Annotated in this window: 26 protein-coding genes; 14 read left to right on the top strand and 12 right to left on the bottom strand. The window is 46.8% G+C overall.

Translation table 11 applies throughout. The features are described 5' to 3' along the window. Nucleotides 1–56 precede the first annotated feature (56 nt). Together SULKU_RS04795 and SULKU_RS04790 are read left to right on the top strand one after the other, a co-directional pair. Nucleotides 57–488 (top strand): iron-sulfur cluster assembly scaffold protein, encoded by a 432-nt coding sequence (locus SULKU_RS04795; protein WP_013459808.1) that lies wholly within the window; start codon nucleotides 57–59, stop codon nucleotides 486–488. Beyond that, nucleotides 485–1318, top strand: a complete 834-nt coding sequence (locus SULKU_RS04790) for a hypothetical protein (protein ID WP_013459807.1) — start codon at nucleotides 485–487, stop codon at nucleotides 1316–1318. The genes SULKU_RS04795 and SULKU_RS04790 overlap by 4 nt, the downstream gene beginning before the upstream one ends. Nucleotides 1319–1406: 88 nt before the next feature. Here the strand turns inward: SULKU_RS04790 and SULKU_RS04785 are convergent, their stop codons facing one another. From SULKU_RS04785 to SULKU_RS04755, 7 genes are read right to left on the bottom strand one after another with little or no spacing between them, the layout of a single operon-like run. Next, nucleotides 1407–1664, bottom strand: a complete 258-nt coding sequence (locus SULKU_RS04785; protein ID WP_013459806.1) for a hypothetical protein — start codon at nucleotides 1662–1664, stop codon at nucleotides 1407–1409. A 22-nt stretch (nucleotides 1665–1686) separates the two neighbouring features. Continuing rightward, nucleotides 1687–2190, bottom strand: a complete 504-nt coding sequence (locus tag SULKU_RS04780) for an HIT family protein (RefSeq protein ID WP_013459805.1) — start codon at nucleotides 2188–2190, stop codon at nucleotides 1687–1689. Next, nucleotides 2190–3632 carry a Mur ligase family protein gene (locus tag SULKU_RS04775; RefSeq protein WP_013459804.1) on the bottom strand — a complete coding sequence of 481 codons (1443 nt, stop codon included), beginning with the start codon at nucleotides 3630–3632 and terminating at the stop codon, nucleotides 2190–2192. The genes SULKU_RS04780 and SULKU_RS04775 overlap by 1 nt, the downstream gene beginning before the upstream one ends. A gap of 9 nt (nucleotides 3633–3641) precedes the next feature. After that, on the bottom strand, nucleotides 3642–4376 hold the full coding sequence (locus SULKU_RS04770) for an alpha/beta fold hydrolase (protein ID WP_013459803.1): 735 nt from the start codon (nucleotides 4374–4376) through the stop codon (nucleotides 3642–3644). A gap of 2 nt (nucleotides 4377–4378) precedes the next feature. Continuing rightward, nucleotides 4379–5416 (bottom strand): D-alanine--D-alanine ligase, encoded by a 1038-nt coding sequence (locus tag SULKU_RS04765; protein ID WP_013459802.1) that lies wholly within the window; start codon nucleotides 5414–5416, stop codon nucleotides 4379–4381. A gap of 13 nt (nucleotides 5417–5429) precedes the next feature. Then, nucleotides 5430–5993, bottom strand: a complete 564-nt coding sequence (gene ruvA, locus SULKU_RS04760; RefSeq protein ID WP_013459801.1) for a Holliday junction branch migration protein RuvA — start codon at nucleotides 5991–5993, stop codon at nucleotides 5430–5432. Next, nucleotides 5990–7891: a flagellar assembly protein A gene (locus tag SULKU_RS04755; RefSeq protein ID WP_013459800.1), complete on the bottom strand. Its 1902-nt coding sequence runs from the start codon at nucleotides 7889–7891 to the stop codon at nucleotides 5990–5992. Before SULKU_RS04755 ends, ruvA begins: the two co-directional genes overlap by 4 nt. A gap of 86 nt (nucleotides 7892–7977) precedes the next feature. On the opposite strand from SULKU_RS04755, the gene murJ reads away from it, so the two are divergent. The 12 genes from murJ to SULKU_RS14315 all read left to right on the top strand — a co-directional run bounded on the left by murJ (nucleotide 7978) and on the right by SULKU_RS14315 (nucleotide 22390). Beyond that, nucleotides 7978–9381 carry a murein biosynthesis integral membrane protein MurJ gene (murJ, locus tag SULKU_RS04750; protein WP_013459799.1) on the top strand — a complete coding sequence of 468 codons (1404 nt, stop codon included), beginning with the start codon at nucleotides 7978–7980 and terminating at the stop codon, nucleotides 9379–9381. A gap of 15 nt (nucleotides 9382–9396) precedes the next feature. Next, nucleotides 9397–10794, top strand: a complete 1398-nt coding sequence (gene cysS / locus SULKU_RS04745; protein WP_013459798.1) for a cysteine--tRNA ligase — start codon at nucleotides 9397–9399, stop codon at nucleotides 10792–10794. Continuing rightward, nucleotides 10791–12503, top strand: coding sequence for an ABC transporter ATP-binding protein (locus SULKU_RS04740; RefSeq protein WP_013459797.1), 1713 nt, complete (start codon nucleotides 10791–10793; stop codon nucleotides 12501–12503). The genes cysS and SULKU_RS04740 overlap by 4 nt, the downstream gene beginning before the upstream one ends. A gap of 10 nt (nucleotides 12504–12513) precedes the next feature. Beyond that, entirely contained in the window at nucleotides 12514–13614 is a 1101-nt protein-coding gene (locus SULKU_RS04735; RefSeq protein WP_013459796.1) for a glycosyltransferase family 9 protein, read from the top strand. A 63-nt stretch (nucleotides 13615–13677) separates the two neighbouring features. Continuing rightward, complete coding sequence (locus SULKU_RS04730; RefSeq protein ID WP_013459795.1) at nucleotides 13678–14736, top strand: quinone-dependent dihydroorotate dehydrogenase; 1059 nt, start codon at nucleotides 13678–13680, stop codon at nucleotides 14734–14736. Further along, nucleotides 14733–16034: a M16 family metallopeptidase gene (locus tag SULKU_RS04725; RefSeq protein WP_013459794.1), complete on the top strand. Its 1302-nt coding sequence runs from the start codon at nucleotides 14733–14735 to the stop codon at nucleotides 16032–16034. Before SULKU_RS04730 ends, SULKU_RS04725 begins: the two co-directional genes overlap by 4 nt. After that, nucleotides 16031–16924: a 4-hydroxy-tetrahydrodipicolinate synthase gene (gene dapA / locus SULKU_RS04720; protein ID WP_013459793.1), complete on the top strand. Its 894-nt coding sequence runs from the start codon at nucleotides 16031–16033 to the stop codon at nucleotides 16922–16924. Before SULKU_RS04725 ends, dapA begins: the two co-directional genes overlap by 4 nt. Nucleotides 16925–16931: 7 nt before the next feature. Further along, complete coding sequence (locus SULKU_RS04715) at nucleotides 16932–17699, top strand: enoyl-ACP reductase (RefSeq protein ID WP_041666937.1); 768 nt, start codon at nucleotides 16932–16934, stop codon at nucleotides 17697–17699. Nucleotides 17700–17816: 117 nt separating this feature from the next. After that, on the top strand, nucleotides 17817–18371 hold the full coding sequence (gene pgsA / locus SULKU_RS04710) for a CDP-diacylglycerol--glycerol-3-phosphate 3-phosphatidyltransferase (protein WP_013459791.1): 555 nt from the start codon (nucleotides 17817–17819) through the stop codon (nucleotides 18369–18371). Then, nucleotides 18368–19420, top strand: coding sequence for an RIP metalloprotease RseP (gene rseP / locus SULKU_RS04705; protein WP_013459790.1), 1053 nt, complete (start codon nucleotides 18368–18370; stop codon nucleotides 19418–19420). Before pgsA ends, rseP begins: the two co-directional genes overlap by 4 nt. Further along, nucleotides 19417–20091: a YggS family pyridoxal phosphate-dependent enzyme gene (locus SULKU_RS04700; protein WP_013459789.1), complete on the top strand. Its 675-nt coding sequence runs from the start codon at nucleotides 19417–19419 to the stop codon at nucleotides 20089–20091. The genes rseP and SULKU_RS04700 overlap by 4 nt, the downstream gene beginning before the upstream one ends. 94 nt (nucleotides 20092–20185) lie before the next feature. Beyond that, nucleotides 20186–22390, top strand: a complete 2205-nt coding sequence (locus SULKU_RS14315; protein ID WP_013459788.1) for a bifunctional diguanylate cyclase/phosphodiesterase — start codon at nucleotides 20186–20188, stop codon at nucleotides 22388–22390. On the opposite strand, the gene SULKU_RS04690 is transcribed toward SULKU_RS14315, so the two are convergent. The 5 genes from SULKU_RS04690 to SULKU_RS04670 all read right to left on the bottom strand — a co-directional run bounded on the left by SULKU_RS04690 (nucleotide 22387) and on the right by SULKU_RS04670 (nucleotide 25547). Next, nucleotides 22387–23373 carry a sensor histidine kinase gene (locus SULKU_RS04690; RefSeq protein WP_013459787.1) on the bottom strand — a complete coding sequence of 329 codons (987 nt, stop codon included), beginning with the start codon at nucleotides 23371–23373 and terminating at the stop codon, nucleotides 22387–22389. The two genes, SULKU_RS14315 and SULKU_RS04690, sit on opposite strands and share 4 nt — an antisense overlap. Next, nucleotides 23373–24611: a M18 family aminopeptidase gene (locus SULKU_RS04685; RefSeq protein ID WP_013459786.1), complete on the bottom strand. Its 1239-nt coding sequence runs from the start codon at nucleotides 24609–24611 to the stop codon at nucleotides 23373–23375. The genes SULKU_RS04690 and SULKU_RS04685 overlap by 1 nt, the downstream gene beginning before the upstream one ends. Nucleotides 24612–24647: 36 nt before the next feature. Next, a complete protein-coding gene (locus SULKU_RS04680) occupies nucleotides 24648–24983 on the bottom strand; it encodes a DUF5615 family PIN-like protein (protein WP_013459785.1) in 336 nt (111 codons plus the stop codon). Then, nucleotides 24980–25204 carry a DUF433 domain-containing protein gene (locus tag SULKU_RS04675; RefSeq protein WP_013459784.1) on the bottom strand — a complete coding sequence of 75 codons (225 nt, stop codon included), beginning with the start codon at nucleotides 25202–25204 and terminating at the stop codon, nucleotides 24980–24982. Before SULKU_RS04675 ends, SULKU_RS04680 begins: the two co-directional genes overlap by 4 nt. Before the next feature lie 109 nt (nucleotides 25205–25313). Further along, on the bottom strand, nucleotides 25314–25547 hold the full coding sequence (locus SULKU_RS04670; protein ID WP_013459783.1) for a hypothetical protein: 234 nt from the start codon (nucleotides 25545–25547) through the stop codon (nucleotides 25314–25316). Between the last annotated feature and the right edge of the window lie 37 nt (nucleotides 25548–25584).

Raw genomic sequence — 25584 nt, 5'->3', positions numbered from 1 at the left:
GCGATTGTACGGTGAGGACTCTTACAAAGAGGTTCAACCTGCGGTATAATCTTCGGATGGAAAACAATCTAAACCAAGAGATCATTGAGCATCTCATGCACCCTCGTAACTACGGTCCTCTCGAAAACCCAACAGGCGTGGGTGTCGGGCATAGTGAAAAAAGCGGAGAATTCGTCATTTTTTACGTTAAAAGTAAGAATGATATCCTGGAATCCGTCGGGTATGCCACCAACGGCTGTCACGATACGGTCGTACTGGGATCGATGTTTACCGAAATGATAAAGGGCGAATCGCATGAGTATGCCCAAATGGCATCTCAAAACTTACAAGATAAAGTTGCACTGGGACCGCTAAAACAGCAAGCATGCGCGCAAATGGTTCTTAGTGCTTTCGAAGCGGCTTTGATCAATGAAGCCCATAGAGCCGAAGGGGCGGAAGAAGACCTTCATGCGATTGAAATCGATATGGAATGTGAGGTGGAAGAATGATTGACACATCCTTGTTTAGAGCAAAACACCAACTGTGGCTTCGAATCGCCTTTATGTCCTTCTCGGTTAATGATCCGCAGGTTAAAAGCCGTCTGTACGAGTTTTCGCAAATCGAATTTCGCCATCTTAAATGGCTCGCCGGATCGCTTTACGAAAACACTCTGGCATATGACTATGAACGCAACCCCGACTTCACGATTGAAAGCGATTCGTTTTTTAATCTTGTCCGTACAACCATTGCCGAAATTCAATCGCTCCATCTACTATACGCACAGACTCCACTGACAGAGCGAATGCGTCATGATGAAGAGTTTCTCCTCTTTACGTTGAACAGCTATCTGGAGAATCTGCTCCTCGATGAACCGCTCAGCGCTTTCAACCGATCCCGTCATTGGCCAGACTCCTTTTTAAGCCTAGCCGAAATCGATGCTCTCACCCTCTTTTTATTTGAAGAGCTGTACAAAGAGTATGAACTCATCATGATTTACTTTTATCGGCAAATCCGGGCTACGAGTGCAGCACAGGTCAGCCATTTCCAAGACCTGATCGACGAATCGCACTTTCATCTGCGATCATTCGGCGAGATGATGGCCAAGATGGGGATTTTGGCCCTGCCTAGAACCCTGCATCCCCGTACCTATGAAATTACCGATATGGAGAAGTTTCTCCGCGACGGTATTATCGAAGAGGAAAACGCGAAGGAGGAGTGCCGCAAACTCTCCTCCACTATCACCGATTCAAAACTCTCCGCCTTTTTTGAATTTATCAATTACCAAGAGAGCTATCACATTGAAATCATGAAAAAATTATTGGGAGAAACACATGATTGAGCAAGGAAATATTTTTATTTTATTAGGGGTAATTGCGGTTTTCGCATTTGTCCTTACGCGAAAAAAAGATAAACAGTAAAAAAACTATTTATTTGAGCTTTAATTCGTAGACGTTGTTATCTTTTGTCACACAGAATATCTCAAATTGCATCAGATGGTTCTTTTTGACGGCAACCTCTTCTACAGCGGGGATTGAAAGGGCAAATTTTTCGATTTGGTCTACTACTTGCGGACTTCGGGTCGTAATTTTTACCAATAAACCACCCTTATATCCTGAATAGGTATGTATGTCATGGATATCAAACTGCAATGCATATTGAATGATTTTTTTTCTATCTTCGTCCATACATCCTCCCTTTCTTAAAATTTTAAACTGTTTCTAAAGTGAAATAATAGCTTTTTTCTTTTAACCGACTATATATTACCTCAAAATCGGTCGAATATACGCGAGTTTGAGCGATTGAGGTAATAAAATTGGTATCTCGCTCCCATCTCGGTACCAAATGCAGATGGATATGTTCGGCAATCCCTGCCCCTCCGGCACGTCCGAGATTCATTCCGATGTTGACACCGTGCGCTCCGAAGCCCTCTTTCAAAAGACGTACTCCCTTCTGAGCCAAAGCGCTCATATAAAGCCACGTTTTAGGTTCTAGCGCTTCAAGAGCATCGGTATGGCGATGCGGAATAATCATAAAATGGCCCGGCGTATAGGGATAACGGTTCATGACGATAAAACAATGTTCATCCCGATAAAGAACATGGAGCGTCTCATCTGATTGCGGATGTTCGCTGATATTGCAAAACACACACCCCTCTTCTTTCTCACCGCTTACATATTCGGTTCGCCACGGCGCATAGAGTACATTTTCCATCAGATAAAATTCGGCGCGTCGTTAGCAAAGAGGATAATATCTCCCGCTTTCGTCACCTCTCCAAGAGTTTTAACCATCTGCGATTTATCGGCCAGCATAATTTTCTGCGGAACTCTTAGCTCCTTGTCAAACTGTGCGGCATTCAAAGAACCGGTAATAATTGCAATGTCGAATACACCGTTGATAGCACTGATCAACTCCGAATTCAGCTCCTCGGTACTCTCGACGAGTCCCGGGGTTACGATCACCTTGCGTCCCGGATGAAGAGAGCACAGCCGTACCCCTTCCAGCATCCCGTCGATATTACCGTTGTAGCCGTCATCAAGGATGATTTTGCCCCCCGCATCGATCCGCTCCAACCGGTGTTCCACGCTTTTGAGCTTCTCGACCGCGCCAACGATCTCATCACTGCTCATCCCCATCTCTGACGCGATCAAAATCGCCGCATTGATGTTGATCGTCTGAAACCCGCCCAATACCGACGTGTGAAAATGGCGCTCTTCGCCCTCAATATTGAGATCAAAATCGATCCCCTCCAGCGTCGCTTTCAGATTACGGACATCATCGCCGAAAAACGTGACCTTCTCATGCGGCTCGTTCGTAACCGACGTATGGATAAACGCTTTTTTCAGACGATTGGAATGGATGATTTCGAGTTTGGTGCGCTGGATACGCTCCAGTGTTTTAAAATATTCCAGATGCTGCGGCCCCACTTTGCCCACGACGACGATCTGCGGATGGAGAAGCTGTGCGATAGCGTAGATATCGCCCACTTCGCGCGCTCCCGCTTCACAGATATACACCTGCGTGTTTTCGGGAAGCGATTCGTTGACGTCACGGATAATACCGCCGAGGGTATTGACGCTGCGCGGCGTTGCGTATACATTGAATTTTTGACCTAAAACCTGAGCGATAAAGTTTTTCATCGACGTTTTGCCGTAGCTTCCCGTCACACACACGATCGTCAGATCCTTCATCGAGGCGATTTTACCCTGCGCCTGACGTTTATACGCCAAAAATAAAAATTTCTCGATCCCCCATGAACCGAAATAAGTTAAAACTATCGGAAGAAACACGCTGTACGTCGTCCCTAATCCTTTGAGTTTTAAGAGAATGTCTAATAAAAAAGCAATCGAAAAAAGGAGAATCAAAAACCTCTTCACCCGCCAGGTCAAAACCAATTTTTTATCGAGTTTGCGGTGCCAAATGATCACCGAGGGGAGAAGCGCAAAATAAAAATAGATCCAAAAGTATTCATGGATAATAAAATAGACCATAAAAGGGAATAAAAAATAGATCAAATGCCACCACGTTTTATGGTGGCGTAATACGACCCTCTCAATCCGATAATCGTACCACTGCAAATTGGTGATCAAATACCATCCCAACGTCATAACAAATAAAATATTCGTAAAAAATGCAGCTATTTCTGTCAATTCCATATTTTTTCCTTAGTGTTTCAAACTTTTTAAAACAATTTTTTCAATCTCTTTGGAAACCGTTTGCCCCTGTTCTAAAAAGAAATAGTGGTCTCCGTCGAATTCCACGACTTGCGATGCAGGAATAAGCTCTGAAATTTTATACGCGGTCCACATCGGTGTCGCGGTATCCTGAGCCCCGAAGCACAAAAGAGCTTTCCCTTTGTACGCACGAAATTTGTCGGTAAAATCCTCGTTAACGACCTGTTTGAACGTCTCATACATCGGCTGACTCAGTCCCTGCGCGTCCGGAGCGACAAAAAAGCGGCGAAAAGAGGATAATCCCGTAAATTTAAGAAGTTTGAACAAGGCAATTTTAGCACGGATTTTAAACGGCTTTGGAACCAAAATCCCCGCAGAACCGACCAACACCAAAAATTCGGGATTTAAAAGGGTAGCTACTTTTCCCCCGAACGAGTGGCCTAAAATAATCATTTTATCCACTTCGATCATGGAAATAAATGACTCCAGAATCGTTGCGTAATCTTCGGTCGTAAGGCTCATATTGCAGGTACTGTTTCCGAATCCCGGCATATCGATGTAAATATGGCGGAACTGCTTTAAGTGGGCGCCGAAAGCGTGCTTCATCAGATTTTTATGTGAGCCCCAGCCGTGGAGAAAAATAATATCGTAATGGGCACCCGGATTGAGTATTTCATAACTGATCGAAAATGTATGCTGTTTGTATTGAACGCTCTTAACCGCCACGCTTATTTCCCTTTGGCTTGGGAGATAGAGTGGATGTAGTCATATTTGACGCGAATCATTTTTTTATCCGGCAACGAGCCGAGCAGTTTTTGGATAGCATCGCCGAAATCGTCGAAAAGATAGTTGGCCATCGATCCGGGAATAGGGTTTATCTCATTGAGGTACACTTCACCCTCGATCTCGAAGAAATCGCAGCGGATCAGCGCCCCCTCGAATAACGGCAGGTAGATCGTCTTGAACGCATCGCGCAGCTGCTGAACCAATGTGTCGCTCACGGAAGCTTCGGCGACGTTTCCCGAGCGGGAGAAATCGAGATATTTTTTCTCAAAATCGAGAAATTCCGCTTTTTGAGGCTCTTCCACAATCGAATAATTCATCTCGCCGCGGGCGCTGAAACCGGCTAAATTATACTCTTTGACCCCCGCTATGAACGGCTCGATCAGCACAACGCTGTCAAATTCGAATGCCACATCCAAAGCATAATCAAGCTCGCGCTCTTCGCGGACGATACTGACCCCGATAGAGCTTCCCAAACGGGCAGGCTTGATGATAAACGGATAGGCTGTTTTTACAGCTCTTTTGTCCTCTTTATGCAAGATCTCATACGGCAATGTTTTGATGCCGAGCGAATTGGCCAGCCACTTGGTGTAGTGCTTATCAAAGCTGAGCATCGATGCCTCTTTGCGCGGACCGATGAAAGGGATATGGAAAAAATCCAAAAGCGACGCGATAGAACCGTCTTCTCCGTCTCCGCCGTGGATCAGATTGAGTATCGGCATATCATGTTTTTTACTGCCGAATAATCCGCGCTGTTCAAAGCCGCCGTTGGCCAGAAAAATTTGGGGCATTTTACGATGCTCTCCGCGTGAAAAGGTGACCGCTTTCATTTTGGTACCGTCGATCAGATAAAATTTATGGTCCTGATCGCAAAAAATAAAACTGAGCTCATATCGGCTCAGTTTCTCTTTGACGGTGATAGCGCTGACAATGCTGATTTCGTGTTCGTAACTGGCTCCGCCGAATAAAATGGCTAATTTCAATTGAGTATCCTTATTAGAGTTTTTGAAGTTGTTTCAATGCGTCTTTCACCAATGCCGCCGTATCGGTTGCACCTGAAGCACTGAGCGCTTTGCCGATCTGCTCTTTTTTAAATCCGAGCGCTTCTAACGCCATCGATGCTTCCGTCGTAGCCGTTGTAGCGGTTATTCCCGAACCTAGCAGCACGGCATCGAACCCGGCCAGTTCGACCATAATACGACCGGCACTTTTAGGTCCGATCCCCGGAACTTTTTTGAGCGCATTGATATCTTTAGATGAAATAATACCCGCAAACTGCTCCGGCGTAAAGGTGCTGCAGATAGCAAGGGCGGCTTTCGGCCCTATTCCGTTGATTTTCAGCATCCCCTCAAAGAGAATTTTTTCGCTTTTTTGTTCAAATCCGTAAAGCTGTTGGGCATCCTCGCGAATCACATGATGCGTGTGCAGCTTAACCTTCTCGGAGCCGATGCTGCTGTAGGTGTGCAACGAAATAAACACCTCGTAAATCACGCCGTTGACATTCAAATGAACCGACGACGGCTCTTTATACTCTATAATCCCATCTAATCCTATAATCATTGTGCCATTACCTTAATCGAAAATTCTCCGTCGTCATCTTGGTGAAGTCCCAAGATTTTTTCTTCCGAATTTTCGGACGGAACATAAAAAATTTCTACCGGAGGATCGATCAGTTTGAAAATAATCTCATTACGATTATGCCAGCGATCATGGTTGATGATCCGCGCGTCATAAATTTCCGCCTGAAGCGCCGTATGTTTTTGTGCCAGCCACGCATACTGGTCTTCTTTGCTTTTGAGTTCGTTACGCAAAGATTCCAGTTTCTCTTTGAAAAGTTGATTCTGCTGGTATTTTTGGACCAGTGCCGAGGGCATTTTTACTCCGCTGCTTTTATAATAGGCAAGCTTTCGTTTTAAATCTTCCATCATCGGTTGATTTTCCCGCCACGTATGTTCGTACCCTTCCAGCTCTTTTTGAATATCGCGCATTGCCGTTTTTACCTGAGCCATCTGGTCGGAACGCTCAAGAAGGTTTGTATCCGCTTCATCGATCATCGGATCAATCATGAGCTGATTCTCTCCCCCTTGAATTTTTCGGATCTCGATCAAATGCGATGCCGCCATTTTTACATGCGATCCCAGTACTTCGATCACGATTTCGCGCGCTCTGATTTTTCCGCCGGTCGCCTGCGTTATCGTCACTTTGTCGGCTTCGACGGTTCCATGTTCCAATCGTGTAATATGGACCTCTTTGCCGTATGCCGTCCCTTTGTGGACATTGATCGTTAACTCGTCGGCTTTTATGATGGCACTTTGATGCACTTGGCCGTCAACTGTCGCTTTATGTGCCGTTACCTTGGCATTGGGTCCGACATTTCCCTCGATGTTGATGACATTGACGGTTACTTCCATCCCCTGCCCGATCGCATCTTTCATCGAATCTTTTTCTTTGACATTGATGGAAACATCGGCATCCAGCTGCGTATCGATCGATCCGGTCGTTTTAAAACTGATTTCGGTCACTTCCACTTCAGTTTGGATATCGTATACACCCCCTTCGAAAGTGACGTATCCGCCGGATCCTGCCCGATATTCGATACATTTAGGGGTATCGATCACCGTAATTTTTTCCCCGACCGAAAACGTAGGCTCATTTTTAATAATCGGCTCTTTCGGGATAATAAACTCCCCGCGGCAATTGCGCCCGTTCTCCCCTTTTTGCGGTTTTACGTACTCTATTATGAGTTCGTCTTTCACCACGCCGATGACATATCCGCGCTTAGAATAATCGACTCTGCCGTGTTCGTCCTCGGCTTGGCGTTTCGAATTATAATGGAGAATCAGCTTGTCATTTATCGTTTCTACCGGCTCGTACGATTGGGCGATAAGATAACGTTCCTGCGTCTCGAAACGATAGTTTCCGGCCACATGGATTTTGGCCAAAAGTTCACTGATATTTTCGATCATCATTGAATCGAATACACCTATCATCAAGTTTGCACGGAGTTTCTTCTTGTTGATCAAATGGATGAAATCATCTTTGAAACTACTGTAATAGCGGGCGACACTTCCCGCTTTTATCGTCAGATAGATTTTGCACAGTGTATGGTTCCCCCCAATCGACATATCGATCGATTCGAGAGAACTATGTTCGGTAATCGAATAAATTTCGATTTCATGTACCTGTTTGATCTCAAATTTCGGGTCTAAAAAATGCTCTTCTTTGAGATCTCTCACCTCATCGGACGTCAGTTCCACCCAATCTTCCGGGGAGCCTTCTACGACCGCTTTCGTTAATGTCTGGGTACCGAGAAGGTGAAAATCGAGGGAATGGACAGATACTTTATAGGTCATTGAGACTTGCAAAAGCTCTTTGGCGACATTCGATGTACGTACTATGACAGGAGAGATGGGTGCTGCGGCGGCACCTTTTTCATCCTCTTTCGTAAACAGCCCCATTCGTGATCCTTTACATGATTGCCCTTATTTTAATCACATATCGGTTAAAATTGCGTAAACTTTATTAGAAGGTTTCCTAAATAACCATGTTTAAATCGGTATTTTCCAATTCGTTCGGTATCCTTATTTCCCGTGTGACGGGACTTGCACGCGACATTTTAATGACGTCTGTATTGGGTGCGAACGTATGGAGCGATATTTTTTTAATGGCCTTCAAATTTCCCAATCTTTTTCGGCGAATCTTCGCGGAAGGTTCATTTACCCAAAGTTTTATGCCCTCTTACATCGCTTCACGGCAAAAAAGTGTTTTCGCCGTCGCCATCTTTATCCGTTTTATGCTCGTTATCATCGCCTTTTCTTTGCTGGTGACCCTGTTTCCGGGATTTTCGACAAAATTGCTGGCATGGGATTGGGATGCCGATCTCATTGCCAAAACCGCGCCGCTGACCGCTATCAATTTCTGGTATTTGGATCTAATCTTTATCGTCACTTTTTTAGGGACTCTGCTGCAGCACAAAGAACACTTTTTTACGACCGCTTTTTCAACCGTATGGCTCAATGTCGCGATGGTCGTCACATTGCTACTCTTTGCCCATAGCGACCCGAAAACGATCGTTTACGCCCTCAGCTTTTCGATTCTCGTCGGGGGATTGCTGCAAGTGATCACACATCTCTACTCGATGCGTCAGCAAGGGCTTATGAAACTCCTCATCGGGGGCTGGAAATACCGAAAAGCCAAAGACGTCAAAGCCGAAGAGAAAAAATTCAGTTCCCTCTTCTTCCCATCCGTTTTGGGCAATTCGACGGCACAGATAGCCTCGTTTATCGATACTTCCCTCGCCTCGTTTTTAGCGGCAGGATCGGTATCGTATCTGTTTTACGCAAACCGCATTTTCCAGCTTCCCTTTGCCATCATCGCACTGGCAATCACCACGGCACTTTTTCCGACTATCGCCAAAGCGATCAAAAACGAAAACAACGACCTCGCCTACCGGAACCTGCACAAATCGTTTTGGCTCCTAAACGCCCTTTTGGGAATCTCGGTATTGGGCGGAATGCTTCTTGCCGAACCGATCATTTGGCTCTTATTTGAACGGGGCGCCTTTAGTATCCAAGATACGCACAATACGGCGGACGTTCTGATGATGTATATGATCGGGCTCCTCCCATTCGGGTTGGCGAAACTATTTTCACTGTACCTCTATGCCATGCATAAACATATCAAAGCGGCCAAGATCGCCGCGATATCGCTTATCGTCAATATCATTTTCTCCGTCCTTTTGATGAAACCTCTCGGAGCCGCCGGTTTGGCGTTGGCCGGAAGCATCGGCGGCGGTGTTCAGATGTTACTCACGGTACGTGAAGTAGGCTGGGGGGTCTTTATTGATCTTTTAAAAACCAGATACAGCCTCTATTTTCTGCTCGGCATGATCAGTTTGGGATCGGCTTTTTATCTCCTAAACCAATTTCTGCTACACTTAATACGATAACTTTTAGGAACAAGAATGACTATTTACGACAGCGTCAAAAAAACAAAACTGAAATTCGAGCCGCTTAGAGAGGGGAAAGTTTCCCTCTACGTCTGCGGCCCTACCGTCTATGACGATGCTCATCTGGGTCATGCCAAAAGCGCTTTGGTTTTCGATCTTCTGCGCCGCGTATTGGAAGCGGAAGACTACGAAGTGCTCTTTGCGAGAAACATCACCGATATCGACGATAAAATCATCAACAAAGCGCAGGAACTCGGGATCACTACCTCCGAGATCGCCGAGCGTTATACCGATGCCTATCACCGCGACATGGCGGCCATCGGTGTCAGGGCGCCGACCTTAGAACCCAAAGCGACCGAATCGATCGATGCTATGTGCGATATGATCCAAAAACTCCTGGACAAAGGCCATGCGTACTCGATCAGCAACGGCGATATCTATTTCGATACCTCCAGCGACAAAAACTATCTCAGCCTCTCGAACCGCCAAAGCAGTGAGAACGTCAGCCGTGTCGAAAAAGTGGGCGAAAAACGCAATGAGGCCGATTTCGCCCTTTGGAAAGCGGTTCACGATGAGGGGGTAGCATTTGATTCTCCGTTCGGACGGGGACGCCCCGGATGGCATTTGGAGTGTTCGGCGATGATCGAGCGCTATGTTACCTCGAACGAGGGAGAATATGCAATCGACATTCACGGCGGCGGAGCCGATCTGCTCTTCCCCCACCACGAAAACGAAGCGGCACAAACCCGCTGCGCAACCAATCATGAACTGGCCAAATACTGGATGCATAACGGCTTTGTCACCATCGCGGGTGAGAAAATGTCCAAAAGCCTCGGGAACAGTTTTTTTCTCAAAGACGCTCTCAAAGCCTATGATGGTGAAGTGCTCCGTTTTTATCTCCTCAGTACCCATTATCGGGGAGATTTTAACTTTAACGAAGACGATCTGATCGCATCCAAACGGCGGCTCGATCGTCTCTATCGTCTCAAAAAACGCATCTTCGGACTCAGTACCGACGGAATCGAAACCGAATTCAAAAAAAATCTCCTCGAAGCGCTGGGGGACGATCTAAACGTCTCACGCGCCTATGCGCTGATCGATGAGCTGATAGCGCAGGCGAACGAAGCGCTCGATACTAATCCCAAAGACAAAGCATATCGCCAAATTCTCCTCTCTTCTTTGGCAACCGTTGAAACCGTGCTGGGCTTCGGAGGGCAAGATCCTTACGAGTATTTTCAATTCGGCTTGGATGAAGAGACTAAAACCAAAATCAACGAGCTGATCGCCAAACGCAGCGAAGCCAAAAAAGCCAAAGATTTCGCCGCTTCCGATGCATTGCGGGATGAACTAACCGCACTCGGAGTCTCAATCATGGATACCCCTGCGGGAACGGTATGGGAGATACGTGAATGAGAGAGAGCTATAAACGCTTCTGGCCTTATATACGCGAATATAAATTCCAATTTTTGATGGTATTGATCGGGATCATTCTCACCGTCAGTGCGACGGCGGCTACCGCACATATCATGAAACCGCTGATGGACAATATGTTTATCAACAAAGAAGCCCGGATGCTCTACATCATTCCGGTGCTTTTGATTGTGATTTACATCATAAAATCGGTCGGGCGCTATATACAAGCAGTTTTCAATACCTACATCGGTCTGCATATCGTTTCAAGAATCCGAGAAGAGCTGCTGTCCAAAATGGTCAATATGGATATGCAATTTCTCTATCTAAACCGTAGCGGCGAACTTATTTCCCGTATTACAAACGACATCAATCGAATCCAGTACTTCGTATCTTCGATGATGCCCGAACTGATTCGTGAAAGTCTTACGGTTGTAACACTCGTCGGATATATCATCTACCTCAATCCCACCCTTGCATTCTGGGCATTGATCGTCATGCCCACAATCATTGTTCCGTTGCTCCAAATCACCAAACGGCTAAAACGCCTTGCCCACCGATCACAAGAAAAAAATGCCGATATCGTTACACGTCTAACCGAAGTTTTCAACAATTCCGAAATCATCAAATCCAATGCGACCGAGCAGTACGAACTGGAGCGTTTTCATCATGAAAACGACCATTTTTTCAAACTCAATATGAAATCTTCCTATACCAGCGAATTGATCTCCCCGATGATGGAGATTATCGCGGCAATCGGACTGGCGGCGGTCATCTTTATAGGGGGAAGGCAGGTTTATTCAGGTGCAATGACCGTCGGAGAGTTCACCGCTTTTTTAACGGCCTTCGGCCTTGTGTTTCAACCGCTTAAAGGGGCCAGCAACATTCTGGGAAGAGTACAGGATGCCCAGGCCGCAAGCGAACGGGTCTTTCATATTTTCGATATCCAGAACCAAATAACGGATGGAAAATCAACATTAAGCGAGGCGGTAAAACGGATTCAATTTGATCAGGTAACGCTCAAATTTGAAGATAAAACGGCATTGGAGAACATCAGTATCGATATTCAAGCCGGAGAGACCATCGCCCTCGTAGGACAAAGCGGAGGGGGAAAAAGTTCTTTTGTAAATCTGCTTCTGCGCTTTTACGATCCGATATCGGGAACTATTTCCATCAACGGACATGATCTGAAAGAGTATACACAAAATTCGCTCCGTTCTCAAATCGCTTTTGTTTCCCAGCGGGTCTATATCTTTCAAGACACTCTGGCAGCCAATGTAGCCTACGGCGATACCGTCGATGAAGCACGTGTCAAAGAAGCACTGCACATGGCGGATGCACTCGAATTTGCCCAATCATTGCCGGATGGAATTTATACGGTGATGCAGGAGTTCGGGGCCAATCTTTCCGGCGGACAGAGACAGCGGATTGCGATAGCCAGAGCTATCTATAAGCATGCGTCTCTTCTTATTCTGGACGAAGCGACCAGTGCTCTCGACAATGAGACGGAACGCAAAATTCAAAATACGCTTAAAGAATATACAAAAGACAAAATTACTATCCTGATCGCACACCGTCTCAGCACTGTTCAAGATGCGAACAGAATCCTTGTATTTAAAGCCGGGCAAATTGTAGCGCAGGGGTCGCATCAATATCTTTTGAGCTCTTCGGAAGAGTACCAGCGTCTTAGCCAAACACTGACAGAAAGTTAAAGGAACAAGTATGGGATTACCGCTCCACTCACGCATCCGGCAAAAAGCCAAAATTATTTTAAATGCCCTTTTGGCTCTTATTTTTCCTTCTCACGCCAAACATGAGACGATACCGACGGAATCGATCCGCCGTATTTTGGTCATTCGGATCAATTACCGCATCGGAAACATCCTTTTTACGACTCCGCTGCTTCGTGCGCTGGAACACCGTTTTCCCGGTGCAAAAATCGATGTTCTGATCGGAGCGAAATACCCCTCGCCTCTTCTCAAAAGCACAGCGGTCGAAAACATATTTGACTTTCCCCGTCGTCTTCTGAAAAATCCGTTTCATTTATACCGCTATATCCAACGGCTCCGTACTACAGAATATGATCTCGTTCTTAACCTAAACAGCGGTTCGGCCAGTGACCGCGGAGCAACTTTTTTGGCACGCGGTATATACAAACTCGGCTTTGACGCATCGGGAAATTGGTCTCCCCTGACACATGTCGTCACCGCACCCCACCAATCGGTTCATGAAGCGTTGAAACCTCTGCATTTGATGGAGGCTTTCGGAAACAATGCAAACGATTTCCCTCACAAAATGGATATCGCCCTGAGTAAAGAAGAGAAAATTCAAGGGCTTGAAGAGCTGAAAAAACGGCTCTCACTCCAAGGATATGCATGGGGAAGCAAAGCAAAAATCATCGGTATTTTCCGTGACGCCCGTTTCGAAAAGAAAATCGAAAACGGTTGGTGGAAAGAGTGGTATCGCCATATGAAACAGCTCAATCCGAATGCCGTATTTGTCGATATCCTCTCTCCAGACGTAAAAGAAAAACTGGAAGATGATTTTTATACGCTTATAGAGTCTAATTTACGTTTGTTAGGCACTATCCTCTCCCAGATGGATGCTTTTGTGTGCGGCGATACGGGACCGATGCATTTGGCCAGTGCTTCCGGAGTCCCTACCATCGCTTTGTTTAAAGCCACTACTCCGACACTTTATGGAACATTGGGGACAAATGACCGATCATTATCTCTTCAGGGATTTACCCCTGAAATGACGGCGGCACAAATTACTCAACACCTTCAATCTCTCCCTCCTGCGGCACAAGGCTCGCTTGATTAACAAACCATTCAACCTTTTTTGAGTATAATCGCGGCAACTTTTACCATGACGAGGCGGGTCACTATGCTTGATTACGAATCTTTAAAACCCTGGCTTTTTAAACTTCAACCCGAAAATGCCCATACGGTTGCCGCGGCAGTGCTCCGCAGCGCAAGCTTTTGCCCGCCACTCTTTAACGGCTGGATGGCAAAACATTTTGTTACCCATCCCTCGCTTACCCAAGAGCTTTTCGGACGTACGTTTTTAAACCCGGTCGGTTTGGCTGCGGGATTTGACAAAAACGCGACAATGTTCCACGGCATCATGTCTTTGGGATTCGGGTTCAGCGAAATCGGAACCCTCACCCCAAAACCCCAGGAAGGCAATCCCCGCCCTCGCCTATGGCGCCATATCGAAGAAGAGAGCCTTCAAAACGCGATGGGATTCAATAACGACGGGTTGTTCCGCATTTCACACCGTCTTAAAAACATCTACCCGTTCAGCACCCCTATCGGCGTAAACATCGGAAAAAACAAAATCACCCCCGATGATAAAGCGATCAAAGACTACACTACCTTGATCAAAGCGCTTCACGAATACGCCGATTATATGGTCATCAACATCTCATCGCCGAATACGCCGGGCTTGCGCGATCTTCAAAATGAAGCGTTTATCAGCCAGCTTTTCGCCGAAGCCAAAGCGCTGACGACTAAGCCTATTTTGCTGAAAATCGCGCCGGATATGACCGAAGATCAGGCAGTCGCCCTCTGCGTTCATGCCGTGGAAAGCGGAGCGGACGGGATCATCGCGACCAATACGACCATCGATTATTCTCTGGTATCCGAACCCGAAGATATGGGGGGACTCAGCGGTGAAGTGCTGCGCGAGCGAAGCTTCTATATTTTCGATGCGATCGCGCGCGAGTTGTACGGTAAAACCACCCTTATCAGTGTCGGCGGCATCAGTACCCCCGAAGAGGCTTACCGCCGTATCCGTGCGGGTGCGTCTTTGGTACAAATCTATACTTCCTTGATCTTCAAAGGTCCCGAAGTCGTCGAAGAGATTAACAGCGGTCTTATCGATCTCTTGGCGTCTGATGGCTTTACCTCGATCACTGAAGCGATCGGCGCAGATCGGCGATGAAAATCCTCGCCGCACTTATTTTGAGTTTAGGAACCCTTATGGCCTCATCACTGCCTCATTACGAAACCAAAACCCTCTCCAATGGATTGCAGGTTGTTGCCATCCCTATGGAAAACGGTTCGCAGGTTATCTCTAGCGATATTTTTTATAAAGTGGGAAGCCGAAACGAAGTTATGGGAAAAAGCGGTATCGCCCATATGCTCGAGCACATGAACTTCAAATCGACTAAAAACCTTAAAGCGGGTGAGTTTGACGAAGAGGTCAAAAGCATCGGGGGGATGAACAACGCCTCGACGGGATTCGATTTCACCCACTACTACATCAAATCAAGCAGTGAAAATCTCGCCAAATCTCTCTCTTTATTCGCGGAGTTGATGCAAAACCTCAATCTCAAAGACGATGAGTTCCAACCCGAGCGCAACGTGGTCGCCGAAGAGCGCCGATGGAGAACCGACAATAACCCTATGGGGTATCTCTATTTCCGTCTCTTTAACAGTGCCTATGTCTACCATCCGTATCACTGGACACCGATCGGGTTTATGAACGATATTCAGACATGGACATTAAACGATATCCGCACCTTTCATGAGACCTATTATCAACCCTCAAACGCTATTTTGATCGTCACGGGCGATATCAAACCGCAGAGTGTTTTTGACGAAGCGGAAAAAAACTTCGGATCGATCAAAAACACCCTCGATATCCCGACGGTCAAAACAACCGAGCCGGAACAAGACGGTGCGCGCCGCGTTATCGTCAACAAAGAGAGCGAAGTAGAAATGCTCGCCATCAGTTTTCCGATACCGAATTTTCAGCATGCCGATCAGCCGAAACTCTCCGCACTCAGTGAAATGCTCAGCTCGGGCAAGAGTTCGCGGTTAAGCCGCCTATTGGTCGACGAAAAGCGTTTAGTCAACCAAATCTATGCCTATAATATGGAGAATATCGATCCGGGCATCTTTTTGTTTTTAGCGGTGTGCAACAACGGTGTCAAAGCCGAAGAGGTTGAAAAAGAGATTTGGAACGTTATTCACAATCTCCAAAATACACCGGTAGAGAAAGCCGAACTTGATAAAGTAAAAATAAATACCAAAGCCGATTTCATCTACTCTTTAGAGAGTTCGACATCGGTTGCCGAATTGTTCGGAAGCTATCTGGCCCGAGGTGATATCGCTCCCTTGATGAATTATGAAAAAGCGATCGAAGCGCTTAAACCCGATGAGATTCAAAAAATTGCCGCGCAATATCTCATCAGCGAAAAATCCACTACACTAATCCTACGCAAAGGAAAAAAATGAATCTCGTAACCGGTTCAACGACTGCTCTTATAACCCCCTTTAAAAACGGAAAATTAGATGAGCAAAAATACGCTGATCTCATTCAACGACAGATCAAAAACGGTATCAATGCGGTTTGTCCGGTCGGCACGACCGGGGAAAGCGCTACATTAACCTACGATGAAGACCGCATCTGTATGGAAATCGCGGTAGCGGTGTGCAAAGGGACCTCCACCAAAGTCCTCGCCGGAGCGGGAAGCAACTCGACCGCCGAAGCGATCGAAGCGGCACGCACCGCACAATCATGCGGCGTCGATGCGATCTTCTCCGTAGCTCCGTATTACAACAAACCATCCCAAGAGGGGCTTTATCAGCACTACAAAGCGATTGCCGAATCGGTTCCAGAGCTTCCATTTATGCTCTATAACGTTCCGGGACGTACCGTAGTCGACATCAGCGCCGACACCGTTATCCGTCTTTTCGACGACGTCAAAAATATTTACGGGATCAAAGAGGCGACGGGGAGCATCGAACGTACCATCGAACTTCTCTCCCGCCGTCCAGAGCTTAAAGTCTTCAGCGGAGATGATGCGATCGACTACGCGATTCTTGCCAACGGTGGAGCCGGTATCACTTCGGTGACGTCAAACCTTTTGCCGGATCTGAAAGCTCAGTTGGTTGCCAAAGCGCTAGACGGTGATTTTTCGGCCGCAAAAGCACTCAATGACGAGCTATTCCCGATCAACAAAGCACTGTTTTTGGAATCCAACCCGGTCATGATCAAGGCGGCAATGTACATCGCCGGATTGATCGATACATTGGAGTACCGTCTCCCTCTTGTCGCGCCGAGTGCCGAAAACCTGAAACGGCTTGAAAATGTCATGAAAAACTACACCATACAAGGAGCTTAATTTGTCAATGCAAGGAAAAACACTACTCATCAGCGGCGGCACACGCGGAATCGGAAAAGCGATTGTCTATGCGTTCGCCGCACAGGGGTGCAACGTCGCTTTCACCTATAACTCCAATGCCGAGATTGCGGCCGAAATCGCAAACGATGTTGAAAAAAATCACGGTGTCAAATGCCGAGGATATGCCCTTAACATTTTAGAGCCGGATGAGTACAAAGAGGTTTTTGCCAAATTTGACGAAGATTTCGATCGACTCGACTTTTTTATCTCCAATGCGATCATTTCAGGACGTGCCGTAGTCGGCGGTTTCGGGCCGTTCATGCGCCTCAAACCTAAAGGATTGAACAATATCTATACCGCTACCGTCAACGCCTTTGTCGTCGGTGCACAAGAGGCGGCGAAACGGATGGAGAAAGTGGGCGGCGGTTCAATCATCTCGATGAGTTCGACCGGCAATCTCGTCTATACCCCGAATTACGCAGGTCACGGAACCAACAAAGCGGCTGTTGAGGCGATGGTGCGCTACGCTGCGGCCGAACTGGGAGAAAAAGGGATTCGGGTCAATGCCGTCAGCGGCGGACCGATCGATACCGATGCACTTAAAGCGTTCCCGAACTATGAAGAGGTCAAAAGCGAAGTTGTTGCGCGCTCGCCGCTTAGCCGTATGGGTGAAGCCGAAGATTTGACGGGAGCCTGCCTGTTCCTCTGCGGAAGCGGTTCTTCATGGCTTACGGGACAAACGATCGTTGTAGACGGCGGGACGACGTTTCAGTAATTTTAATACGGCTACGGGCAAAGCCCGTTAGCCTACGTTAACACTTGGTTTCGCTCGGCGCGATGCCCACGCGCAGTTTACCGCGCTTAAAAAACCAAACCCTAAAAGGCAAAATTGGTGTTTAACCTTCCCAATCTCCTAGCGTTCGCGCGACTTCTCATCGCACCGGTGATGTTTTGGATCATTCTCAATCCTCAAGTGTTTACGGACATGGGATGGCACGTCAGCTGGAACTATTATGCGGCATCGCTTCTGTTTGTGATTGCAAGTGTTACCGACTTTTTTGACGGCTATATTGCCCGTGAACTCGATCAAATCACCATCGTAGGACAGATCCTCGACCCGCTAGCCGACAAAATGCTCACCCTCGCCGCTTTTTTAGGTCTTATGATGGCGGGTGCCGCATCAGCATGGGCGATCTATATCATCATCGTCCGCGAACTCTTTATCACCGGACTTCGTACCCTCTCACTCTCCGAGGGGATCGATATCAGCGCCTCATGGGCGGGAAAAGTCAAAACGGTCGCACAGATGATCGCCATCGGATTTTTGCTGATGCACTGGCCGTTTGGCGATATGCTGCTCTGGATTGCCGTCGCATTAACCGTTTATTCGGGCATCGAGTATTTGATCGGGTTTAGCAAAGCCTACCAAAATCGGAGCAATGCATGAGTTGGCTGGTCGCCCTTCTTGTCCTCTCGGCACTTATTTTTTTCCATGAACTCGGCCATTTTGCTGCAGCACGGGCATTCGGCGTTTACGTCGAAGTTTTCAGCATCGGCTTCGGAAAAAGACTCGTCTCCTTTCAATGGCTGAATACGCGGTGGCAAATCTCCGCTATTCCGTTGGGCGGCTATGTCAAGATGAAAGGGCAGGATGATCTCGACCCTGGCGCAATCAGCTGCGATACGGACAGTTACAACTGTAAAAAGCCGTGGCAGCGTATTATTATCCTCCTCTCAGGCCCATTGGCGAATTTTGCCCTTGCCTGGTTTTTTTTCTATGCTCTTGCATTAGGGGGACCGCAGGCACTCTCCCCCGTAATCGGCAACGTACTCCATGAATCTCCCGCGAATATCGCCGGACTTCAAAAAGGGGATCTCGTCCTCTCCATCAATGAAGAGCGCATTACCCAATGGAATGAAATCTCCGACGCCGTAAAATCGTCTATAGGGACACTGACTTTTCGAATAGAGAGGGGAAATACGGTTCATATCCTTACCGTCAATCCTAAAATCTCCGAAACGCAAAATATTTTCAAAGAGACGATCCAGCAGCGGATGATCGGAATCGCCCCCTCCGGAGATACCCACACCCTGCAGTTCACTCCGCTCACCGCCCTCTCGTATGCGACCGAAGAGACGTATACCTCTTCCTTGCTTATTTTCCAAAGTGTCCAAAAGCTCCTTAGCGGCATCGTTCCCGCCAAAGAAGTAGGCGGTGTGGTCAGTATTGCCAAAATCACCGCCGATGCGGCAGAATACGGGTGGATGAGCCTTTTCTTTTTCTCGGCACTTATCTCGGTCAATCTGGGTGTCCTCAATCTTCTCCCCATCCCGGCACTTGATGGCGGACACATCATGTTTAATCTCTATGAGATGATCCGCCGCAAAGCTCCGAGCGAAGCGGTTATCACTCAGCTTACCATCGGAGGCTGGGTACTCTTGCTCGGACTTATGAGTCTGGGGCTCTATAACGATATAACGAGGTTGATGCAATGACACTATTAGAGCAAAAACGGCACTTTGACCATATCATTGAGAAGGTTGAAAAAGCCCGTCTTCGGGTTAGCGACCACCATATCGTCAAAATTGTCGCGGCAAGCAAGTATGTCGATGCAGAAGCGATCAAATCGCTTTATGACATCGGGCAGCGGGCGTTCGGCGAAAATAAAGTTCAAGATCTCATCAACAAAAGCGAACAGTTGAAAGATTTACCGATCGAATGGCATTTTATCGGTACATTGCAGAAAAATAAAATCAATCATCTCTTAAGCGTCCGTCCCCATCTGCTCCATTCCATCGATTCGATCGAGCTGGCTCATGCTCTTAACGAGCGCTTGGAGCGCGATGAGATGTATTTACGTGCATTGGTACAGATCAATTCCGCCTACGAAGAATCAAAAAGCGGGTTTTTTCCCGAAGAGATCAATGAAAAATACGCTCAAATTATGCAAGAGTGCCCGAGATTGAAGCTTCAGGGGGTAATGTCCATCGGAGCACACGTCGACGACCCTGTTCTAATCCGCAAAAGCTTTGAGACGACACGCCGTATTTTCGAAACCCTTCCTCAAGCTACTATCTGTTCTATGGGGATGAGCAGTGACTTCGAACTTGCCATCGAGTGCGGATCGACAATGATACGATTAGGATCAATTCTCTTTCCTAAATAGCATTGAGAGTGAAAATTTGTAACGTATTTGTGACAAAATCGTTTAAGCTATGTTATAATCGTATACCTTACAATATCGCAAACAAGGCTCATGAGTGAATAAAATCAAAGTTCGTGCTACACTTTTTTCTATTGCTCTTGTCGTCTTGCTGATCACCATATTCATCCTCACTATTATCCAAGACAAAAAACATGTTTTAGATGAAAAAACCTCCGCTCACCGTGCCCTTTTGCGCAACTCATTTGATTTGGCGATGCTCGATACCCAAAAAGGTCTCAGTGAACTGGCCTGCCAAATTGCGGGAAATCGTGAAATCGTCGATGCATTCGCGGCACGTGACCGTGAAAAACTCTATCAGTTGACATTGCCGTATTTTAATGAAGCCAAACACCGCGGCGAGGTCGATATGAGCGGCTTCATCGGTGCGGACGGTGCCCACTTTCTTCGTATGCAGGAGCCGAAAAAATACGGGGACAATATCCTTAATAAACGGCCGGTTTTAGCCTATGCCATCAATAACCGGAAAATCGTCTCTACGCTGGACGTTACTATCTACGATGTTTCCGTCATCACAATCGTACCGATCTTTAAAAACAAAACATTTATCGGTATCATTCAGACCGTTGCCAAAATCAACCGTGTCCAAAAACGGCTCGATGCCCATTCGGGAATTAAAAGCGCTATCGCTTTCGATACTAAAAAACTTAAGATTTTACTTCCAAAATCCAATAATATAACCTATCAAGGGTATTCGATTGTTTCCTCGAACGACCCTCTGTTCGATCATCTGCCTAAAACGTTTACCTTTAATAAAAGCAGCCGCTACAGTGTCGATTCACGCGATTATGTCATTGCATCACGTCCGCTGACCAACTATAAAAACGATGTTATCGCGATGATGACCTGCGCATTTGACGTTACCGAAGATGTTACGGAGTACAAAACAGAGATACGAAATCTTCTCATCATCAGTCTTTTATCCTTGGCAGTTGTTGCCGCCATTTTGCACTACGGGTTTCGCATCCTTATTCGAAGGATCGAGCGGGATACCCAAATAACCAAAGAGCTTAACCTGAAACTTGAGCACCAGCTCCATACCGATCATCTGACATCGCTTCCCAACCGAAATGCTCTTATCCGGGACATTCGAACCAACCGTTTTTATGCCCTCATGCTCCTGAATATCGATAATTTCAAAGAGATTAACGACTTTTACGGCCACGCCATCGGGGATGAAACACTCCTTGCTTTGGCACAGTCTGTTCTGGAAGCCATTGCAGATTTTCCGATGCAGCTGTATAAAATGCCATCAGATGAGTATGCGATTGCGTTGAGAGAACCGATGAGCACTTTTGAACTGGAAGCTGCCCGACTCAAAATTGTCAATCATCTCCAATCGCAATATTACGACCTGCAAGGTGCAAGTATCTACGTTACTTTAACGATGGGAATGGACATCGCACGAAGCCGTAAAAGCAATGTTATCGATCTTCTCGCCAATGCCGATATGGCACTAAAATCGGCGAAAAAACGGCGTCTTAGCTATCAGCTCTACGATGAGACCATGCAAATCAGACAAGAGTACCAAAACAATATTTTGTGGAGCAAAAAACTCAAAGAGGCGATTGAACAAAAACAGTTCTGTCTCTACTATCAGCCGATCTTTGATGCGCTCAGCCGAGAAATCGTTGAGTATGAAGCCCTTATCCGGATGATCGACAACAACGGCGAAATCGTTTCTCCGGGCTATTTTCTCCCTGCCGCACGGCAATCCCGTCTCTATCCACACTTGACACGATTTGTTATAGACGAAGTTTTCAAGATGATAGAAACGACTCCTCAAACCTATTCAATGAATTTATCGGTCGATGATATTTTTGATACCAAAGAGTTCATCATCCAAAAACTTGGCGAATCTTCTTACCCAGAGCGTATTATCTTTGAGCTTTTGGAAAGTGAGGGGATCGAGAACTATCCGGAAGTTTCTACGTTTATCAGCGATGTAAAAAAATTCGGATGCCGCATCGCCATCGACGATTTCGGTACCGGATATTCCAACTTTGCCCACATCATCAAACTCGATGTGGATCTCCTTAAAATCGACGGTTCTCTAATCCGCAACATCGACACCGACAGCAATGCACAAACGATACTCACCGCGATTACCGAATTCTCAAAACACTTAGGGCTAAAAACCGTAGCGGAGTTTGTCCATTCCGAAGCGGTCTATCACAAATGCAAAGAGTTGGGAATCGACTATCTGCAGGGGTATTATCTCGGCGAACCGAAACCTCTCTAAGAAGAGAGGGTGAAACGGAACCCTTTGCGTTCACCCTCGCAAAGAGCTATCTCGCCCCCGTGGGACTCGACGATATTTTTAGAGAGTACCAATCCCAGGCCGTTGCCCCGTTCTTTCGTGCTCTTAAACGCTTCAAAAAGCCACTTTTTGTTCTCGATAGGGATACCGCTGTCATAGATTTCAAAAACATGGAATTCCCCCTCCAGCGAATGGAGGATTTGTATTTTTCCCTCCTCCTCTTCATCCAGCTCGATGGCATCGATGGCATTAAAGACAAAGTTCGTAAAAAGCATCGTCAGCAGATCCAAATCACCGTAAAGCTCAAAATCCTCTTCGGGAAAATCGAACTCTATGTTTTTAGCATAGCTGTAATAGCCGATAGCGCTGGTAAGCGCTTCGCGAATCTGCCACCACCGCAGAGCGTTCTTTTGCGCATTTGAGCCTTTGGAAAACATCAACGTCGCTTTGATGATCCTCTCGATCCGATAGAGCGATTTTTGGATCTCCATCACAATCGGCTTGTTCTCCTCTTTGACCCGCTTCATCAATGTCGAAGCGAGCAGCGCGATAGAGCCGATCGGATTACGGATCTCATGGCTTAGATGTGCCGCCATTTGCCCCATCGTGGCGAGATTTTCTTTGCGCTTTTGTTCGGTGATGTCGGTGGCGCTCAACAACCGTTTCTCATTATGCTGCGCCGATTTGATGAGATAGGAGCGTTCTTTGAAGGTCATCTCATAGTCTTCTTCGTCCAGATGCAGCGTATCGAACAGTTTTCCCAGCGCTTTGGCTTGCGAGTTTTGCAAAAAGATGCTCCCGTCCGTCTCCACAATCCAAATAGCGTTGGGGAGAAACTCGATCACCTGCTCGATAGTGCTTTGTAAATGATCATACGATTGGCGAAGGGCGACATACTCTTCTTCGACCTTATAGGTCTGATCGATCAGCGCTTTGAGTTCGGCGGGGGATATCATCTCAGGCATCAATAATCTCCCAAATGGATCAGAATGCGATAGAGACCGAACGCATCGCTGATTCCTGCAAGTTCGCGAATAGAGTGCATCGCCAGCGTCGGTACACCGACATCGATCGTCTCGATCCCCAAACGGGTTGCCGTGATCGGCCCGATCGTCGATCCGCATGCCGTATCGCTGCGTGTCACAAAGGTCTGCGTCGGGATATGAAGCGCTCGGGCACACTGCACAAACCGTCCCTGCGTCCGTGAGCTTGTCGCATAGCGCTGGTTGGAGTTGATCTTGATCGCTACCCCCTGATTTAACAGCGGTGCGTGCTCAGACTCGTGTTTACCCGGAAAATTCGGGTGCTGGGCATGGGCATTGTCACACGAGACCATCAATGAGCGGCGCATCAGCTTCTCAAAATCATTCCCGGCAATGCGGCGCAACGTCTCTTCGACAAACGTCCCCCCTGCTCCGACATGGCTCTCGCTTCCCACCTCTTCGTGATCCATAAATGCGCACATCATCGGATACGAGGTCTCCAGCAGTGCCTGCAATCCTACATAGCAGCTGAGGAGGTTATCCAAACGGGCCGATGTGATAAACTCACTCTCGACACCGACGAATGAACCTTTCTGGTGCTCATAAAAGCTAAGCTCATGCGCCAAAAGGGTCAGCTCACCGGTATCGTCTTGTATCTGGGAAAGGATAAAGCTCTCAAATTCGACGTCCCCCGTCGCGATAATCGGGACGATATCGCTCTGGGCATTGATCGTTCTGGAGCTGTTTGCCTCGCGGTCGAGATGGATCGCCAGCGAGGGGATCACGGCGATCGGACGGTCGATATTGATAAGGGTTTCTTTGCGCACTTCACCGTCTAAATAGACGATACGCCCCGCCAATGACAAATCACGGTCAAACCACGGATTCAGCAATACTCCGCCGTAGGGTTCGACGCCGAGACGTTTGACGCCCGAAACAGTAGTCAGGGGACTCGGTTTGAGACGCAGGTGAGGAGAGTCGGTATGGGCACCGACGATGGTATACCCTTTTTCGCTGCACGGCGGATAGCTAAAAGCGATGATCGACGAGTCATTACGGGTAACGTAGTAATCCTGCCCCTCTTCAAGCTCCCATTTCTCATCTTCTGCCAGACGGGTGAATCCTCGGCACTCCAACGTACGAGCCATCCACTCGACCGCATGAAACGGGGTCGGGGAGGCATCGATAAAGCTGATCATCTCTTCGTTAAATTCGCGCATATTTTTTACTCTCTATCTAAATTTTATTTTTTGTTATTATCCGATAACTTCGACAATCCCTGTCTCATTACTCAAAATCATCGTTTTAATCCGCTCCGCATACCCAAGCAGAAGCTCTGCATTTTTTTCTACCGAACTGTTTCCCGCGCGAAGCCAAATAATATGAGGAGGGAATCCGTGATAGGTAGTGAGATCATTGAAATCAGAATCTTTTGTTACGATAACAAAGCCGTTCGTTTTGGCATATTCCCAAACTTCATAATCAGAGGCTTTATCGAGTTTTAGAGCGGCAACATGAGCCGATTCGGGGAAAATGTCACTTACTTTTGCGACCAATCTATAGGAGATATTTTGGTCAAATAGAAGCTTCATGCGCAGATCGAAACTTTGTGTTCTTTATCTGCTGCATACGAGAGTGCCGCGAGGATATCCTCTTCAGTGAGTTCGGGGAAATCTTCGATGATATCGGAAAAACTCATCTTGTTCGCGAGCATATCGAGGATGTCATACACGCTGATACGCATCCCGCGAATCGTCGGTTTACCCGAACGTATTTGAGGGTTGATGGTGATAATGGATTGGTATTCAGCCATAATGTTTTCCTCATGGAAAGTTAAAACATTATAACAAATATTTCGTGATACTTTCCCACGCACTAATCATAGGTACTTTTCTTGTCTCTCACTTTCTTGAGTGAGAGTTTTAACTACTTTTAACTACTGCAATAACGGCAACTATCAAACTAGCAAATGCCACTAAAAAAGAGGCTATAGCTATTTTATTTGATATTGTTGCTTGTTTTAATGCTTTGTATGCTGTACGGCGACGTTCTTCGGCTTTAATAATTTCATGAACCCATGGATCACCAGTCTGACCAAAAGAATTCACAAGTTCATGATCAGATAAATCAGAGAATTCATTTTTTTCTTTTTCCATGTAATCGCCTCTATATTTTATCACTTAAACTTTACGA

The organism is Sulfuricurvum kujiense DSM 16994, from assembly GCF_000183725.1.
Classification (GTDB): Bacteria; Campylobacterota; Campylobacteria; order Campylobacterales; family Sulfurimonadaceae; genus Sulfuricurvum; species Sulfuricurvum kujiense.
Note: the sequence above shows the minus strand (reverse complement) of the source record. Positions and strands in the feature narration are given on the sequence as shown.